This window comes from Nostoc sp., assembly GCF_036917675.1.
Classification (GTDB): domain Bacteria; phylum Cyanobacteriota; class Cyanobacteriia; order Cyanobacteriales; family Nostocaceae; genus Nostoc.
In genome coordinates, this window is the sequence record NZ_JBALCT010000044.1 from 23,313 (window position 1) to 38,491 (window position 15,179).

15 protein-coding genes and 1 pseudogene are annotated in these 15,179 nt (G+C 43.2%); 5 read left to right on the plus strand and 11 right to left on the minus strand.

Going from position 1 to position 15,179, the window contains the following annotated elements; translation table 11 throughout:
* Positions 1 to 324: 324 nt before the first annotated feature.
* The 5 genes from V7K31_RS14170 to V7K31_RS14190 all read right to left on the minus strand — a co-directional run bounded on the left by V7K31_RS14170 (position 325) and on the right by V7K31_RS14190 (position 5,015).
* Complete coding sequence (locus V7K31_RS14170) at positions 325 to 1,230, minus strand: shikimate dehydrogenase (RefSeq protein ID WP_335094958.1); 906 nt, start codon at positions 1,228 to 1,230, stop codon at positions 325 to 327.
* A gap of 30 nt (positions 1,231 to 1,260) precedes the next feature.
* Entirely contained in the window at positions 1,261 to 2,322 is a 1,062-nt protein-coding gene (rfbB, locus tag V7K31_RS14175; protein WP_335094959.1) for a dTDP-glucose 4,6-dehydratase, read from the minus strand.
* A 61-nt stretch (positions 2,323 to 2,383) separates the two neighbouring features.
* Positions 2,384 to 3,370 carry a glycosyltransferase gene (locus V7K31_RS14180; RefSeq protein ID WP_335094960.1) on the minus strand — a complete coding sequence of 329 codons (987 nt, stop codon included), beginning with the start codon at positions 3,368 to 3,370 and terminating at the stop codon, positions 2,384 to 2,386.
* A gap of 67 nt (positions 3,371 to 3,437) precedes the next feature.
* Positions 3,438 to 4,139, minus strand: a complete 702-nt coding sequence (locus V7K31_RS14185) for a DUF6391 domain-containing protein (RefSeq protein WP_335094961.1) — start codon at positions 4,137 to 4,139, stop codon at positions 3,438 to 3,440.
* A gap of 612 nt (positions 4,140 to 4,751) precedes the next feature.
* Positions 4,752 to 5,015 (minus strand): helix-turn-helix domain-containing protein, encoded by a 264-nt coding sequence (locus V7K31_RS14190; RefSeq protein WP_335094962.1) that lies wholly within the window; start codon positions 5,013 to 5,015, stop codon positions 4,752 to 4,754.
* A gap of 363 nt (positions 5,016 to 5,378) precedes the next feature.
* Here V7K31_RS14190 and V7K31_RS14195 point away from each other — a divergent pair, with 363 nt between their 5' ends.
* A complete protein-coding gene (locus V7K31_RS14195; RefSeq protein WP_335094963.1) occupies positions 5,379 to 6,356 on the plus strand; it encodes a carbohydrate kinase family protein in 978 nt (325 codons plus the stop codon).
* Here V7K31_RS14195 and V7K31_RS14200 read toward each other — a convergent pair.
* Positions 6,353 to 7,117, minus strand: coding sequence for an HIRAN domain-containing protein (locus tag V7K31_RS14200; protein WP_335094964.1), 765 nt, complete (start codon positions 7,115 to 7,117; stop codon positions 6,353 to 6,355). The two genes, V7K31_RS14195 and V7K31_RS14200, sit on opposite strands and share 4 nt — an antisense overlap.
* A 324-nt stretch (positions 7,118 to 7,441) precedes the next feature.
* The gene (locus tag V7K31_RS14205; RefSeq protein ID WP_335094965.1) at positions 7,442 to 8,116 is read right to left on the minus strand and encodes a polysaccharide deacetylase family protein; all 675 of its coding nucleotides are present in this window, start codon (positions 8,114 to 8,116) and stop codon (positions 7,442 to 7,444) included.
* Positions 8,117 to 8,309: 193 nt separating this feature from the next.
* On the opposite strand from V7K31_RS14205, the gene V7K31_RS14210 reads away from it, so the two are divergent.
* The 3 genes from V7K31_RS14210 to V7K31_RS14220 all read left to right on the plus strand — a co-directional run bounded on the left by V7K31_RS14210 (position 8,310) and on the right by V7K31_RS14220 (position 11,446).
* Entirely contained in the window at positions 8,310 to 9,176 is an 867-nt protein-coding gene (locus V7K31_RS14210; protein WP_335094966.1) for an RnfABCDGE type electron transport complex subunit D, read from the plus strand.
* Between the two features lie 28 nt (positions 9,177 to 9,204).
* Positions 9,205 to 10,581 (plus strand): DUF2330 domain-containing protein, encoded by a 1,377-nt coding sequence (locus V7K31_RS14215; RefSeq protein WP_335094967.1) that lies wholly within the window; start codon positions 9,205 to 9,207, stop codon positions 10,579 to 10,581.
* A gap of 214 nt (positions 10,582 to 10,795) precedes the next feature.
* Positions 10,796 to 11,446, plus strand: coding sequence for a sigma-70 family RNA polymerase sigma factor (locus V7K31_RS14220; RefSeq protein ID WP_335094968.1), 651 nt, complete (start codon positions 10,796 to 10,798; stop codon positions 11,444 to 11,446).
* Between the two features lie 439 nt (positions 11,447 to 11,885).
* Here V7K31_RS14220 and V7K31_RS14225 read toward each other — a convergent pair whose 3' ends face one another.
* The 4 genes from V7K31_RS14225 to V7K31_RS14240 all read right to left on the minus strand — a co-directional run bounded on the left by V7K31_RS14225 (position 11,886) and on the right by V7K31_RS14240 (position 14,795).
* A complete protein-coding gene (locus V7K31_RS14225) occupies positions 11,886 to 12,464 on the minus strand; it encodes a hypothetical protein (protein ID WP_335094969.1) in 579 nt (192 codons plus the stop codon).
* Positions 12,465 to 12,631: 167 nt separating this feature from the next.
* Entirely contained in the window at positions 12,632 to 12,790 is a 159-nt protein-coding gene (locus V7K31_RS14230) for a hypothetical protein (RefSeq protein ID WP_335094970.1), read from the minus strand.
* Positions 12,791 to 12,947: 157 nt separating this feature from the next.
* Entirely contained in the window at positions 12,948 to 13,391 is a 444-nt protein-coding gene (locus V7K31_RS14235) for a lectin OAA family protein (protein ID WP_335094971.1), read from the minus strand.
* Positions 13,392 to 13,868: 477 nt separating this feature from the next.
* The gene (locus V7K31_RS14240; RefSeq protein WP_335094972.1) at positions 13,869 to 14,795 is read right to left on the minus strand and encodes an alpha/beta fold hydrolase; all 927 of its coding nucleotides are present in this window, start codon (positions 14,793 to 14,795) and stop codon (positions 13,869 to 13,871) included.
* An 81-nt stretch (positions 14,796 to 14,876) separates the two neighbouring features.
* On the opposite strand from V7K31_RS14240, the pseudogene V7K31_RS14245 reads away from it, so the two are divergent.
* Positions 14,877 to 15,006 (plus strand): annotated as a pseudogene (locus V7K31_RS14245) (shikimate dehydrogenase); the annotation flags it as partial.
* Positions 15,007 to 15,179 lie beyond the last annotated feature (173 nt).

Genomic DNA, 15,179 nt, shown 5'->3' on the forward strand with positions numbered 1-15,179 from the left:
AGTGCGGTAATAATGACTTAAAGAAATACAATCTATCCGCCAATGCTAAGTTTGGCAATAGTTATATCATGTCCGCTTGATTACTTATTAAACCCGAAGAACCCCACCCCCAACCCCTCCCCGCTCTTCGGGAGGGGAGACGAAGCGTAGCTTTGGCTCTTTGGGGTTCCGGGTATTATGCTTAATTGCCCGGACATGATATAAAGCCTCGTGTAGACAAGCCAGCGCTGTGCGGGGGTTCCCCCCCATTGTTCACGCAGCGTCTCCCCTTAGGAGAGGCGACTGGCGCGCGGTTTATAACCGCCCTTTGAAATTATTTCTTTATCAACCTAAACCCAAATCCTCTCTCAACGCTTGGCGCATCACTTCTACAGGTATAGTTTCCTGCTGTAACCAAATTTTTAATGCTGCTACTCCTTGTTGAACTAGCATTTCTAATCCATCGATCGCAATTGCACCTTGTTTTTCTGCTTGCTGTAGAAATTGCGTCGGTTTCGGAATATATATTAAATCGTAGGCGATCGCACCTGGCGGCAAGTTTTTGATCTCATCTGCACTCAATGGTGACTCATCCACCTTGGGATACATCCCGATCGGGGTTGTGTTTACTAGCAAATCTGCTTGAGGAATCAATTTTGCTAGTTCATCCCATGTACCGACTTGCAAATTCTCTTCTATAGGTGAATTACTCCAACTATCGCAAAATGCTTGTAATTTCTCCACATTGCGCCCCAACACATAAATTTTGGCAAAACCTAGTTGATGACAACCTGCGACAACTGCTCTAGCTGCACCACCATTACCCAAAATTACCGCTACTTTCTGACTCCAATCCTGCTTATACGTTGTCTGCAAAGGGGCAAGAAATCCTTCTATATCTGTATTTGTGCCTACCCATTTATTATTTTGGCGACTAACAGTATTCACTGCGCCGATAGCTTGAGCCAGGGGTGTAATTTCTGAGAGTATGGGTATAATTGCCTGTTTATGAGGTATTGTCACACTAAAACCGACAACACCAATAGCGGCGAAACCTGCGATCGCGATCTCTAGATTTTCTGGTGCTATGGGAAAGGGAAGATAAACGTAATCTAATCCCAAATGTGCGATGTCTTCGACGAGCTGCGCTAACGCGGCATTATGCATCACTGGCGATCGCGAATGTTCCACCGGATGTCCAATTACCCCTAGCAGTTTAGTTTTGCCTGTAATCAATCTTTCTTTAGTCATTTGCCATTTGTTATCCAATTTTCGGTGATTCTACAGATAATTTTTACGATAGTAAGATTGATATTCCGCAGATAGCAGAGGTTCCCACCAATCACGATGATTGAGATACCATTCAACAGTTAAACGTAAACCCTCAGCAATCGTTACTGAAGGTATCCAACCTAGCTGAGTTTTAATTTTGTTCGCATTAATTGCATATCTTCGATCATGTCCCTGTCTATCCTTGACAAAAGTAATCAACTGCTTTGTCGGATGTACTGGTAAATCAGGTGCTAATTCATCCATCATCTCACACAAAAGTTGCACAAGGTTAATATTTTCTACCTCATTATTGCCACCAATATTGTATGTTTCCCCTGGTTGACCATGATTAATCACCACGTCTAAAGCTCGACAATGATCGCCTACATAAAGCCAATCGCGCACATTTTTACCATCGCCATAAACAGGTAATGGTTTCCCTATCAAGGTGTTGATACACATCAGGGGAATTAGCTTTTCGGGAAACTGATAAGGTCCGTAATTATTAGAGCAATTTGTGATAATGGTTGGAAGTTTATAAGTATGATAATAAGCACGCACTAAATGGTCACTGCCAGCTTTGGAGGCTGAATAGGGACTATTGGGAGCGTATGGTGTAGTTTCACAAAAAGCTGGATCATCTGCGCCCAAACTACCGTAAACTTCATCAGTAGAAACGTGTAGGAAACGATAATTAGATGGCTGTGCTTTTGTCTCCCAATGCTGCCGAAAAGCTTCTAGTAGGGTGAAAGTTCCCACCACATTAGTTTGTACAAAAGCCCCAGGCCCAAGAATCGAACGATCAACATGAGATTCAGCAGCAAAATGGGCGATCGCATCAATATTTTCCGTTGCTAGTAACTGATCTATAATGGTGCGATCGCAAATATCCCCCTGCACAAACCGAAAATTCTCTCTTCCCTCAACCAGCGCCAAATTCAGACGATTTCCCGCGTAGGTAAGCGCATCCAACACCACCACTCGATCATCTGGATAAACTTGACACCAATGATGGACAAAATTCGCCCCAATAAACCCAGCACCCCCCGTAACTAATAACCGCCGATTCATCCAATTTCCTCTCTTTTCTCTGTGTTCTCTGCGCCTCTGCGGTTCGTTTCTATTTCTTAAACTATTTCTTCCTCAGCTTACCGTATATCCTCTGTGCGAGTAATTTAGCCATACGTATTTTCGTCAAACTCTTAATATTAGAAGGTTGCTGTATTTTGTGGTCAAAAAACTCATTTAACTCATCTAGAATAACTTGGAAACGCTGAATAATCTTTTCAGTCCGATGCTCAAGCAACAACTTTTCAGATAAGCTAAATGTTACTGAATAATCAATCACCTTCATAATCCGTTGCACATCATATTCTTTTGAATATCCAGCAATTTTATAGCAATTAAATCCCGGATCTAAGTAATCTGCCAGTCCACCGTTGACACTAGAAAATACTTGACAGCCACAGGCAAGAGCTTCCATTGGTTGCAGACCAAATCCTTCACTAACACCCTGTTGTGCCCAGTACTCAGCCGAATCATAGAGGTAAACCTTGGCTCGGTTGAATAGTCCAGGCAAATCCTCTATATAGGAGTCAACAACCAATACTTTACAACGTTTTTGTAACGCTGGAATCAATTCTTTAATTAAATACTCAGAAGATTTCCGAGCCTGAACTAAAACATCAATATCCCGTTCCAGACCTAAATTTTGAAACTCATCAGAAATTTGATTGGGCAAATAATAAATGAGAGAATTGGGTGATTTTTCTCCCCAATATCCCATTGTATAGCGGCTGACAGTGATGATCGGAATACTTGCTCTTAGCCTAAATGGATAACCTGCACTATGTGCATGATAAACGACATTGTATTGCTTAAGTTTAGCCACGAGTTGAGCTACATCAAATCCCCAACTGATGACAAAAATTACATCACTTAAATTTTTCTCTTTTAGCAAATCATCAATAAAAAGCTTACCTTTTTCTCGTTGACGGTAAGTTACAACATCAGCACTAGAAAACTGCTGAACCAGATTAAGTGCTTTTAACTCAGCCCAAAGACCACCACAGGCAAATTTGCCATCTGTACCAGGGAGTAAGAAGTAAAGTTTTCTCATAATTTTGTTAGGGTATTGGGCATTGGGCAAAGGGGAAAGACTTACTACAACTTCTCCCCTGCTCCCTTCATTCTTGCCAGACCACTTTCACAAAATGTGCCTCACGCCCCCAAACGTCGCGTGTACGGATAATATTTTCAATTGCTAGGTTAAAAGGAATGGCAGTTGTTAGGTAACGCTGTGCCATAGAACCTAAATTAGGTGCGAGTTCTGCGGCTGTCGTTGCTGCTAACCCCAAACCTATAAGTTGTTCAATTGGTCGAAATGGTAGCAACAGATGCACACCGACAGCTAGGCCAGCCGTTAAGAGCATTGCTACTGATAAATTTGTGCCGCAACGGGGATGTACAGCCAAATCCCATTCTCCACTGGTGAGGCGATGTCGAGCAAGTGCGATCGCACGCCGCAAATCACTAATATTCACCTCACCATAGAGGTAGAATCCCTGCTCAGTAGACAAACCGCCTAATAGTTCGTTATCTCGTTGAACGTTAGTGGGTTCTCCTTTGGCAGGATAGGCACTTTTTGATTCGCTAAGAACCCAAACAGTAGCATGTTCTAAGGCGTGAACCTGCCGCAGCATCAAAATTTCTTTTAACCCCGGAATAAACGATAGCTGTCTGAGTAAGTCGGCATCTTGTGTGGGTCGAGGAAAGTCTGAAAATCGGTTTTCAAGACTCGGAACTTTCTCAGATACAGGTGTCGTCAGATAAAAGTTAAAAAATTCAAAGGGAGACGAGTCACCCTGAAAAGAAGCAGAAGTATTCATTGAAACACCGCTCTCAAAACCGATAGGGTAACATATATTTCTTTCAAATGTAACGCTTGCACTACTAAATTGTTGCCAATTTTTGTGGATGATTGTTGAGTTTGGGCGTTGGGTATTAATGATTCTCCCCTGCTCCTCAGTCCCCTGCCCAAAGCCTTAATTTTTCGTTGTTGATGCGTAAGTCTCACATCTGTTCTGCTGAATTTGAAAAGAAATAGGACTTACGCCTTCACAGAAAACACCAAATATGGACTAGGAAAAAACCGCATCTGCCGTAGGGGTAATTCATGAATTGCCCCTACAGCGCCGATTTATTTGCCATCAAAGTTAATGATTAATCAAAGCTGAAACTACCTTTTTTGGTAAAATCATACCATGATTAATTTGTAGACTGCATAAGTCCTAAGAAATTGTGATCTTTTTTATAGTTACCGAGTCCGAGGGTCAGCTGGCTCCACTAACATAAACTCCGGCTGAGTGAAGGACTCGGAACTTTTGGTAGAGTGTTCACACTGAAAACTTAGACATGAGGAGGGCAAGAATCAGTAAACCTCATTCATTGGCTCTTTACTATACCAGACCAGAATAATTACCTTGCTACTAGTAAATTATTTATTCGATCTGGTTAGGGAGAAGACAGCAATTGACATCATTCAAACAGACTTTGCCCCACCTTAAAGCCCAGCGCACAAGAGCTACTCGGTTTTCTGTCTCGGTTTTGGTGAGAATATTACTGATATGGTTATCAACTGTACGCTTGCTAATCTCCAGTTTTCCTGCAATCTCTTGGTTAGTTAAGCCAGTGGCCACTAAGTCGATAATTTGCAGTTCTCTGTCTGACAGACTAACGGGGGTCTCAGACTTGCCACCAGCCATGACTATTTCTATCCTCTGTTGGTATATGTACTTAATCGCTCTTTCTAATTCTAGAGGATTCTTTTGTTGGTAGGGGTTTCAAGTGTTAGCAGTAATACTATTGTCAATATTTTCTTTGGATTTCAAGTTGGCAGAAATATAAATTATAAAATATTAAAGTATTAAAAATTACATCGTTTATGTAAAAATCTAGTTTATTCACTGAGATAATTTTGACGAGTATTAGAAGCATATATATGTTATGGGAGTAGTAAAAAGTGCTATTTCATTCTATGAAGAACTGGCGACAGATTAGCAAAAATCATTGTAGATTTTATACTGTAAATTCCTAATCCCAAATCGAAATCTAAAATTGAAAATGAGATGAGCAATCCCCGTGTTTTGTGCCTTGGTGAAATTTTGTTTGATTGTTTAGCCGATCAATTGGGGCTAAAGCTGGAAGAAGTGAAATCTTGGACTCCCTACCCAGGAGGGGCACCAGCTAACGTCGCCTGTGCTTTAGTCAAGTTGGGGACATCAGCCGGATTTATCGGAGCCGTTGGCGAAGATGAAGCAGGGAATGCGCTGGTGAAACTATTACAAGATGTAGGTGTAGAGACGACGGGGGTACAACGCCATCCTACAGCACCAACGCGGCAAGTTTATGTTACACGGGATTTGGCTGGCGATCGCACTTTCGCCGGATTTGGTCGGTATGATACCGCAGAATTTGCCGATACTCACCTGCAAGCTAAACAATTGCTAGATTCACTGTTTCAAGAGGCAGATTTTCTGGTTTTGGGTACTCTGGAATTAGCCTATCCTGAAAGTGAAGAGGCAATTCACCGCGCTCTAGAGTTAGCAGAACATTACGACTTGAAAATTGTGCTGGATGTCAACTGGCGTCCTGTATTTTGGGATGAACCAAACATCGCTCATCAAAAAATTCCAGAATTATTTAAGCGAGTCGATTTCCTCAAACTCTCCAAAGAAGAAGCTGAATGGCTATTTGAAACCGCAGATCCCGGAGCCATCACCTACCGTCTGGCTTCAATTGAGGGGGTACTGGTGACAGATGGGGAAAACGGTTGCAGCTACTGTCTGGGTGAGAACGAAGGCAAATTACCTTCCTTTTCCATCCCTGTAGTTGATACAACTGGTGCAGGAGATAGCTTTTTGGCTGGATTCATCCACCAACTGAGTCAGTATGGCATCCACAGCTTGCGGGATGCAGAAACAGCAAAACGTATTGTCACATACGCCAGTGCAGTTGGAGCGCTGACTACCATTAAAGCAGGTGCGATCGCTTCCCAACCAACAGCTGCCCAAGTCGAAGCTTTTCTAGCCGCACATCAACTCTAAGAACTAGCATAAGTCACTGGGATATCAGCCACCAAAGGCTGATACTCCCAACTAGAAAATGGACGAAAATCCTCATGCCATTCTGCGGTCATATTGCACAATAAACGTAGTTGGAGAGGTGTCGGTACTGGGTTAACCCGCTCAACTTTTACATTTAGAAGTTCTGAATTTTTGTTCTTGAGTTTAAAAACATCATCCACAATATACCGAGGACAATAACCTACGACGTAATGATCTTCAGTGCATAATAGCAATGCACGCGGGTCATAGGGATTTTGAAATTCGTTCGCTAAATATAAGAGTTCACCCGTTTGTAATTGATTAATCCGTTCAGTTGCACAAGCAGGAAGGTGTCGTAATCCATGTGCAAAAAAATGGATATGGTATAAACCATTTTCATCTGGTTCTGGGCAGGGGAAAACTTCAAAATTATCCGTTACCTTGCGTCCACCACTCCGAGAGAGGATGGTAACTGGATAGTCTTCACCTTCAGGAATATTTAGCGATTGAATATAATTTTTGTAGTCGGGTCGAGAGCGTTGCATTAATCGATTATAAAATAAGGGAAATAGTTCAACCGATGTGTATTCTTTGTTCAAGTCTGGCAAGGAATACAATAGCTGAAAATTATGTTCAGCTTGAGCTTTTACAGCACCTTGTGTATACACAAACTGATATTTTGTCCCGTCAAATGTTAAGCGACCGATGGGAAGCCAAGCCCGACTTTTAGGATCTTGCCAAGCTAAAAAAAGTGTTTTCATAGTAGGGTGTCCAGCAGCTTACTTTGATTTCAAAACTTCATCCTGTCTCACAATCCCTCTCCTTTATAAGGCTACCGTGTACACACAAGTCTTTCTTGAAGCAATTTACACTTATATCGAATACTCCAAAGAAACCTCACCCTGGTTTTGCTTGTGCAAAACCTGTCCCTCTCCTTACTAAGGAGAGGGATTAAAGATATGACAGGGTGAGGTTTTTGTTTTGTTTTGGGTAATTCGATGACTTGTGTGTACACCATAGCCTTTATAAGGAGAGGGATTGAGGGTGAGGTAAGCCAGGGACATAAACTATATGTTATTTAATTCTTATTCCTTAGCTCGCTGCCACAGAGTATCAACAGTCACAAACTCATAGCCTTGTTGTAGCAGTTGCGGAATGAGGATTTGAATTATGGCAGCAACATCTTCTCCACCGCAAGCACCATCATGTAAGACAATCAACGAACCATTTTTGACCTGCTGCATAATTCGTTCTACCACAGTGGTTACACCTGGCCGCACCCAGTCTTCTGGTACAACGCTCCACATAACTGGGCGGTAATTCCACTGAAAGAACAATTTTAAAGTCGCAGGTGTAAATAAACCATTGGGGGGGCGGACATCTCGCACTTGTTCAGGTTGCAGGTTGCAGGCATTGTAGATGGCAACTTGGGTTTTTTCTAAACTGTCCTTCAGGTCATTTGGGGAAAGCATCGGAAAAGAACGATGATCGTAGCCATGCAATCCGATCCAGTGTCCGCGATCGCAAACAACTTTAGCAATGGCTGGTGAACGGTTGACACAAACACCCAACCAAAAAAAACTCGCAGTAATATTGTAACGGTCTAACACTGCCAAGACTTCGGGTGTGTATTGAGGATGGGGTCCATCATCAAAAGTCAGAGCGATCGCTTTAGCATGGGGATTTCCACCCCAAAGGCAGTTGGGAAAACTCGGTTGGAGAACGCGGTAGAAAATTGGGAACAGGGGAGCTAGCTGCATTTGCGTTTATCTGCTGCTGACAACTTTTTGTAGGTGTTGCTTACGAAATACATTTCTATCTCTGACTATATCCTCAGGGATTTTTAGATTTACTGCTCTATTTTGTAACAAAATCTGTAACAGTAATACTATTTGAGTTAGCACTCGTCTAGATTGATGACAAATCTACGGGGAATCCCTGAATGAAAGGGTAATGTTGCTCAAAGATATACGAGATTATCAAATTCTATTTCTGGGCTTGTTCCTAGTCGTGGGAATCGGTACACGAGACTGGACGCTGCGACCTGAGTTAATTGGGGTAGCGATCGCCACCAGTCTTGCAACCCAATGGATATTGTCATTAATTAGTGGCAAAGAACAAATCCCCAATCTTCGCAGTGCTTTAATTACCTCACTAGGACTCAGTTTACTATTGCGGGCTGATCACTGGACGACAATGGCAATAGCCGCAGCAATTGCGATCGCTAGCAAATTTATCTTCCAATTCGGTGATAAGCATTTCTTCAATCCCGCCAATTTTGGGATCATTTCCGTCTTGATTCTCACCCCCGATGCTTGGGTTTCGCCGGGACAATGGGGTGAAGAGTGGTGGTATGGGCTATTATTTGTTGGCACTGGTGGCATGATTTTGCAACGTATTGGTCGCTGGGACACCACAGCAGCTTTTTTGACTGCCTACTCCTTGCTGGAAGCGATTCGCAATCTCTGGCTGGGTTGGACTTGGGATGTTTACTGGCACCGATTAATGAGCGGCTCTTTGCTGCTGTTCGCTCTATTTATGATTACAGATCCGCGATCGATTCCCAATTCCCGAATTGGGCGGGTAGTTTGGGCAGTTTGCATCGCCGGATTAACTTTTATCCTGCGGAATTATTTCTTTGTTTCCACAGCAGTCTTCTGGTCGCTGTTTGCCCTTGCGCCATTGACCATTCTGTTAGATGTTCTCTGGTTAGCCCCAAGGTTTGCTTGGCAAAGAGGAGATGAGGGAGAACTCCTAACAGATGCGATTAATCGCGTCTCTCCTAATTCTTGTACAGACGCGATTCATCGCGTCTCCTAATTCAGCATTAAAAAAGTAGAGGTATAAAATGAGATTTTTTCGACTTTTAACGCCATTATTGTTGGCAATTGTAGCTGTTTTGTGCTTTGCACCCGCAGCTTGGGCATTTTGTGGATTTTATGTAGCCAAAGCTGATACGAAGCTGTATAACAAAGCTTCTCAGGTGGTGATAGCGCGAGAAGACGATCGCACTGTAATGACAATGGCAAACGACTTTCAAGGCGAGGTGAAAGATTTTGCAATAGTAATACCTGTGCCAACGGTGCTGCAAAAAGAGCAAGTTCATGTGATCGAACCGAAGATTATCCAGCGCCTAGATGCTTTTAGTGCGCCACGATTGGTAGAATATTTTGACTCAGATCCATGTGCTGTAAGTGATTCGCTAGATCGACCTGCTCCGGCATCTAGAGCAGGCGCAGCCAATGAGCAAGCTCAAAAGACAAGCGATCGCAGTTTAGGTGTGACAGTCGAAGCGCGTTTCAACGTCGGCGAATACGACATTTTGATCCTCAGCGCTAAAGAATCTGGCGGACTAGAAACTTGGCTCAAACGCAATGGCTACAAAATCCCTAGAGGAGCAAAACAGTTACTTCAGCCCTACATCCGTTCCTCAATGAAATTCTTTGTTGCCAAAGTCAACTTGGATAAATTTGAGAAATCTGGCTATCAGTTCCTGCGTCCTTTACAAATTTCCTACCAGTCACCCAAATTCATGCTGCCAATTCGTTTGGGCATGATCAATGCTACGACAGAACAGGATTTGATTGTCTACATCCTCTCGCCCCAAGGACAAGCAGAAATCACTAACTACCGGACAGTGAAAATTCCCTCCGACGCCAACATTCCCTTGTTTGTCAAAGGTGAATTTGGTGAATTCTACAAATCCATGTTTCAAACTGCCTACACCAAAGAAGATAGAAAAGTTGGTTTTTTGGAATACGCTTGGGACATGGGTAGTTGCGATCCCTGTTCTGCCGATCCCCTAACCCCAGAAGAACTCAAGCAAGCAGGTGTATTTTGGTTAGATGATAATTCTGCAAGTAATACGCCAGTACGCCCCGGCTATCGTCGTTCTTCTCCTAGTAGTAGCGTTTTCATCTCCCGGTTGCATGTTCGCTATACCCGTGACAAATTCCCCGAAGACCTGATCTTCCAACAAACTGCTAATAGTGAATCTTTCCAAGGGCGTTATGTTTTGCAACATCCCTTCCAAGGGGAACTCAAGTGTCAGGCAGGTAGAGAATATAAACGGTCTTTGCCCAAGCGTTTTGAACAAGAGGCGCAAACTCTGGCTAAACTAACCAACTGGAATATTCAAGACATTCGCAACAAAATGAACTTGAGTGTAGGTAATCTGAGATATTCTTGGTGGGAAAGTTTCTTATCCTGGTTTCGATTATATTGAGGGGAGTAGGGCAGCAGAGGAGAAGTTACAAGTATTGTGGTTGGTGCAGCATCACATTATGGTCAGAGTGCGCTATACACAGCCACATTTGTAAGTCTTTCCCCTCTGCCTCTTTTCACTGCCCAATGACCAATGACTAAATTTTGACGAAAACTTTTTAAAGTGTTGTTATACGCAATACTAAGATATTCTTGCTTTCTGCGCCAAGATTGTCATGGTTCAATTCGATGAACAGCTACGCCGCTTAGTTACCGAAGCCTGTGAACACCCATCTGGAAGTCCTCAGCGTCAGAAGCTGCTCACGCAAATTATTCGCTTGAGTGCAAGTAGACTCTGGAGGGAAAATACCCCCTACTATCAAGATGCACTACAACAAACTTGGTTGTATTTCTGCCGCAATGTTTGTGAAGGTTTGACAGGTCAAATCTATGATCCCACCTATGGCAGTGTCATCACCTGGCTGAATGCTTACTTAAAACGGAGACTACAAGACTTTTACATTAATCAGAACCGGGAACAAGCTACAACAGTCCCTCTTCGGATTCGTCAGTCTACATCGGGTGGAATAAGTGAAACCATTGATCCTATAGATAACCTCGCAGCTATCCCCCAAGCACCTCCCATTCTGGAAGACTTGGAGATATGGGTTAAGACAGATTCTCAAGGAGAATTGCGCGGTACTTGCATTAAAGGGCGTCCAGATGTGAATTGTCAGGTGTTAATTCTCAAACGCCTACCCCCGGAAGTTAGCTGGAGAGAATTATCTGAAGAATTTGGGCTGTCAATTCCGACATTAAGCAGTTTTTATCAGCGCCAGTGTTTACCACGTTTGCGTAAATTCGCTGAATTGGAAGGATTGTTATAAACTGCTTATTCCCCAGTGGGAGGGTAAACACAACTTGTAGTACAAGTATAGCGGTTCTCAATTGCATGGAATACAGACCACTCGTAGGGGCACAGCAATGCTCATAGGTGTCAACTTAACGTAAAAACCAGTCTAGACAAAGCTTTGATAGATTCCCTCGTTCCCAGTCTCCGACTGGGAATGCCGTTCTAGAGGCTCCGCCTCCCTTGCTGGCGGCTCTGCCGCCAGGAGCGGCATTTCCAGCCAGAGACTGGAAACGAGATTTGAAAAGACTTTGAGCTTAAGTTCTGGAGTTTAGACTAAGCCATGCAAAACAACTCAGCAGGGCTGAGTTAATCACAGACGTAGTGAAATTATGGATAATCTTGAAGATTAAACAGCAATTGATGGTTCTTTAGGTGGTGGTGTTACTGTTTTTTTAACAATCGGGCATCGGTTTTTACGGTGACGCTTTTTTCCAGGTTCCCAACCAGGGGACTTTCCGCGAGGTTTGGGTGCAACAGCAGGAGTGCCAATCACTGTGAAAACTCCACCTATAGATTGAGTAACTCAACGAGCGGGTCAATTTATTAACAGACTTCTGCCAAGGTAGAGGATTGTCGGTGACAATATCACGGGCTAACCACAATTCCCAAGTTATGAACGGCATTAAGTCACTCCACCTTTCACATTGCTTGGGAGTGCTTAAATTTGGCACAGTCCAATGTAGACGTTGCTTTAAAAAGCGATACCAATGATCAATTGTAAAGCGACGCAAATAAAGACACCAAACTGACTCTAGGGGTGGCATTTCTTCTCCTACCCAAGCCAACCACAAAGGTTTGCACACTCTCATGTTACCTTGTGCGTCGAGACGTTCAACCCTAAGCAGTAATATGGGGCGTGTAGGCGCTTTACCGAAGTGTAAATCTTTCCATAAGCTAACACGCACATATCCTAATTTTGGGTGATTGACTTCTAAGATAGATGTGGCTTCACTCCATGTTATGGGAACATTTACGTTTAAATTTATCACCATGCTTTTTGGGTCGCCCCTTTCCAGAATAAGCTAATGGTTCACCCCATAAACATAAATTTGAACGCAACCGGACGAGAATATCCACTGAAATATTGGCAGTTTTTAAGATAAAAGGCGCACAACCGTATTCACTATCCCAAACTGAAATCGGTCTGGTGGGGAAATATTTACACACCTGTTTTAGTTGCCAAAACGAGAAAGCTGATTGGACTTTCGGCACTTGTAATCCGCTCATGTCTTAATGGTAATGCCCAACTCCCTTCACTTTCTGGTATCCAGGCAATTGTGCTATATCCCTGTCCCACGGTTATTGGTTTCTCTCCCACCTTTTTCAATTCGTAATTCGTAATGCTTCGGCTTCCCTTAGCACAGGTTCGTAATTAAATTGGTACAAGCTTCCACCAATTCAAAGATTTAGTGGTCAACAAGACGGTGGTAGGTTTAAGGTCCAAATCGTAAGTATTAGAGTTGTCGCCAAATAAACTAAAGCGCTGCTGTTGATCTGGTTTTGATGTCAACAACGCCTTCAGCCCTAACGCCCTTGAAACCAATAGACCCCTCACCTTTGTAAGTTATGGTTCCATTGAGGGTTTGTCCGTCATCGTCAGACTTGACATCGATAGCGACGACGTTCTGGTCAGAGCGACCACCGAGTACCCATGTACCCCCGTCATGCCAAGGAGCGGAATCCCCTCCCCATTGGTTTTCCACCGTGTAACCATTACTACCGGAGCGCTTCGCCCGAAAACCAATCGGTCCTTCACCAGAATAAGTCATGGTTCCATTGAGGGTTTGTCCTTGATCATCAGACTTGACATCGATAGCGACGACGTTCTGGTCAGAGCGACCACCGATATCCCACCTGCCGCCTTCGTTCCACGGGGCAGATGAGCCACCCCACTGATTTTCTACTTGATATAGTGCCATATCTTTCTCCAATATTTAACTATTTTTCATTAGACTGAAAACTTTTCTGTGAAGCCTTACTAACCTTTGATTTTAACTGGAAAATACTATTCACCGAAATCAGATGACAATTTGCTTTTTAAGTCCATCTTTTCTGGATGAACTTCTGTAACAATGTCTTGCTCGCTCGCTAAATATCACCTGTATATTTTAATTCTCCATCAATATTTTCAATTTCCATCAAGACAATTGAGGTTTTATTCGGCGATTTATCGCTTAATGAGAGTTAATTTTGACTTAAAAAGAGTTTCGCACCGCGAACTAGTCTAAACTCCAGTAAGTTGACACCAATGAGCAATGCTCTGCCCCTGCCATGTGTTGCATCCATACCAGAACTGCTATAGTAGAACGCTCCATTGAATAGTCGAATATCAAAGACAAACTTGCCAATGCCAGCATTCTAGGTCAGTCGAAAGCGAATCAAATAAAAAGCCTATATCACTTGGGAATAGATAAAACCCAATCGCCTAAAAGTTGGTTTACTCTATCGGGTACTTCATCATGGGGACAATGACCTGCTGTTAAGAAATGTTCTGTGAGATCAGGATAATATTGTCGAAATTTTTTGGAACGTTCTCTAGCATTCATCCAAGGATCAGCTTCTCCCCACAGCATCAGAAGTGGACAAGTTAATTGCTTTAGTAGCAGATCAACTTTTTCCCCTTGAGGAGTGCTAAAGACTGACACAAATACATCCAACGCACCAGCATCGTAAGCAGGACGACAAATTTCTTCTACCAATTGGTCTGTAATCGCACTTTTGTCAAGATAAACTTTTTCTAGAGTTTGGCGGATCACCCAACGTTGTCGCACGTATTGAAATAACAAAAACTGGGCTAAAGGTTGTTCAAGAATCCACTTAACCGAGTCACCCAGTAGTTTCTGTAAAGAAGAGGTTTGTTTAGGTGGCTGAATTTCTGATTGTAAAGCTTCAGGCTCAGATGTCGGTTGGCTTTCGCTAAAAGGTCCGGCACTATTGAGCAAAACTAAACCAGCCGCACTGTCAGGACATTGTGCTGCAACACACAAGCCAGCATAGCCACCAAGGGAATTACCCGCTAATACTGCTTTTTGACCAATTACTTCACTGATAAAATCATGGAGTTGGTCACGCCACAAGTCGCCGCTATACTGCAATTTCGGTTTTGCCGATCGCCCAAATCCTAAAAGGTCGATCGCAAATACTTCAAAATCTTCATACAATCCTGTGATATTCTTGCGCCAGTGATCTGTGGAAGCACCAAATCCATGTACCAAAAGCAAGGGCGGACGTTGCGATTGTTTTTCTCCCGCACGCACATAGTAAACGTTGTGTCCTCGCCACTGCCAATATTTACCAGGAGTTGGGGCTGTAGTTGCCTGCATAATCAAAAGAAATGTTAAGTAGCTTTTAATAATTGTAGGCTAAGGGGGAGTGGGGAGTGGGGGAGAAATAACCAATCACAAATGACAAATGACAAATTGATTACAGGTAAAACTAAACTGCTAGGGGTAATTGGATATCCGGTGGAACATTCACGATCGCCATTGTGCATCACTGGCGATCGCACATTTAAAATTAGATTACGTTTATCTGCTAGGCAAAACCTCTCTCTCTCCGAACTCACGGAGAGGGATGTCCGTCAGGACAGGGTGAGGTTTTGTTTTGGGTAATTCGATGACTTGTGTGTACACCGTAGCTCCGAGTCGGAGAGAAACTTGAACTTTAATTCAAGCTAGGGAGAGGTTCGTCGAACTCACGTTAAGTTG

Coding starts and splice junctions, on each gene's coding strand:
- V7K31_RS14170 (WP_335094958.1), bottom strand. CDS start 1,230: ATGACTAAAGAAAGATTGATTACAGGCAAAACTAAACTGCTAGGGGTA.
- rfbB (WP_335094959.1), bottom strand. CDS start 2,322: ATGAATCGGCGGTTATTAGTTACGGGGGGTGCTGGGTTTATTGGGGCG.
- V7K31_RS14180 (WP_335094960.1), bottom strand. CDS start 3,370: ATGAGAAAACTTTACTTCTTACTCCCTGGTACAGATGGCAAATTTGCC.
- V7K31_RS14185 (WP_335094961.1), bottom strand. CDS start 4,139: ATGAATACTTCTGCTTCTTTTCAGGGTGACTCGTCTCCCTTTGAATTT.
- V7K31_RS14190 (WP_335094962.1), bottom strand. CDS start 5,015: ATGGCTGGTGGCAAGTCTGAGACCCCCGTTAGTCTGTCAGACAGAGAA.
- V7K31_RS14195 (WP_335094963.1), top strand. CDS start 5,379: ATGAGCAATCCCCGTGTTTTGTGCCTTGGTGAAATTTTGTTTGATTGT.
- V7K31_RS14200 (WP_335094964.1), bottom strand. CDS start 7,117: ATGAAAACACTTTTTTTAGCTTGGCAAGATCCTAAAAGTCGGGCTTGG.
- V7K31_RS14205 (WP_335094965.1), bottom strand. CDS start 8,116: ATGCAGCTAGCTCCCCTGTTCCCAATTTTCTACCGCGTTCTCCAACCG.
- V7K31_RS14210 (WP_335094966.1), top strand. CDS start 8,310: ATGTTGCTCAAAGATATACGAGATTATCAAATTCTATTTCTGGGCTTG.
- V7K31_RS14215 (WP_335094967.1), top strand. CDS start 9,205: ATGAGATTTTTTCGACTTTTAACGCCATTATTGTTGGCAATTGTAGCT.
- V7K31_RS14220 (WP_335094968.1), top strand. CDS start 10,796: ATGGTTCAATTCGATGAACAGCTACGCCGCTTAGTTACCGAAGCCTGT.
- V7K31_RS14225 (WP_335094969.1), bottom strand. CDS start 12,464: ATGGTGATAAATTTAAACGTAAATGTTCCCATAACATGGAGTGAAGCC.
- V7K31_RS14235 (WP_335094971.1), bottom strand. CDS start 13,391: ATGGCACTATATCAAGTAGAAAATCAGTGGGGTGGCTCATCTGCCCCG.
- V7K31_RS14240 (WP_335094972.1), bottom strand. CDS start 14,795: ATGCAGGCAACTACAGCCCCAACTCCTGGTAAATATTGGCAGTGGCGA.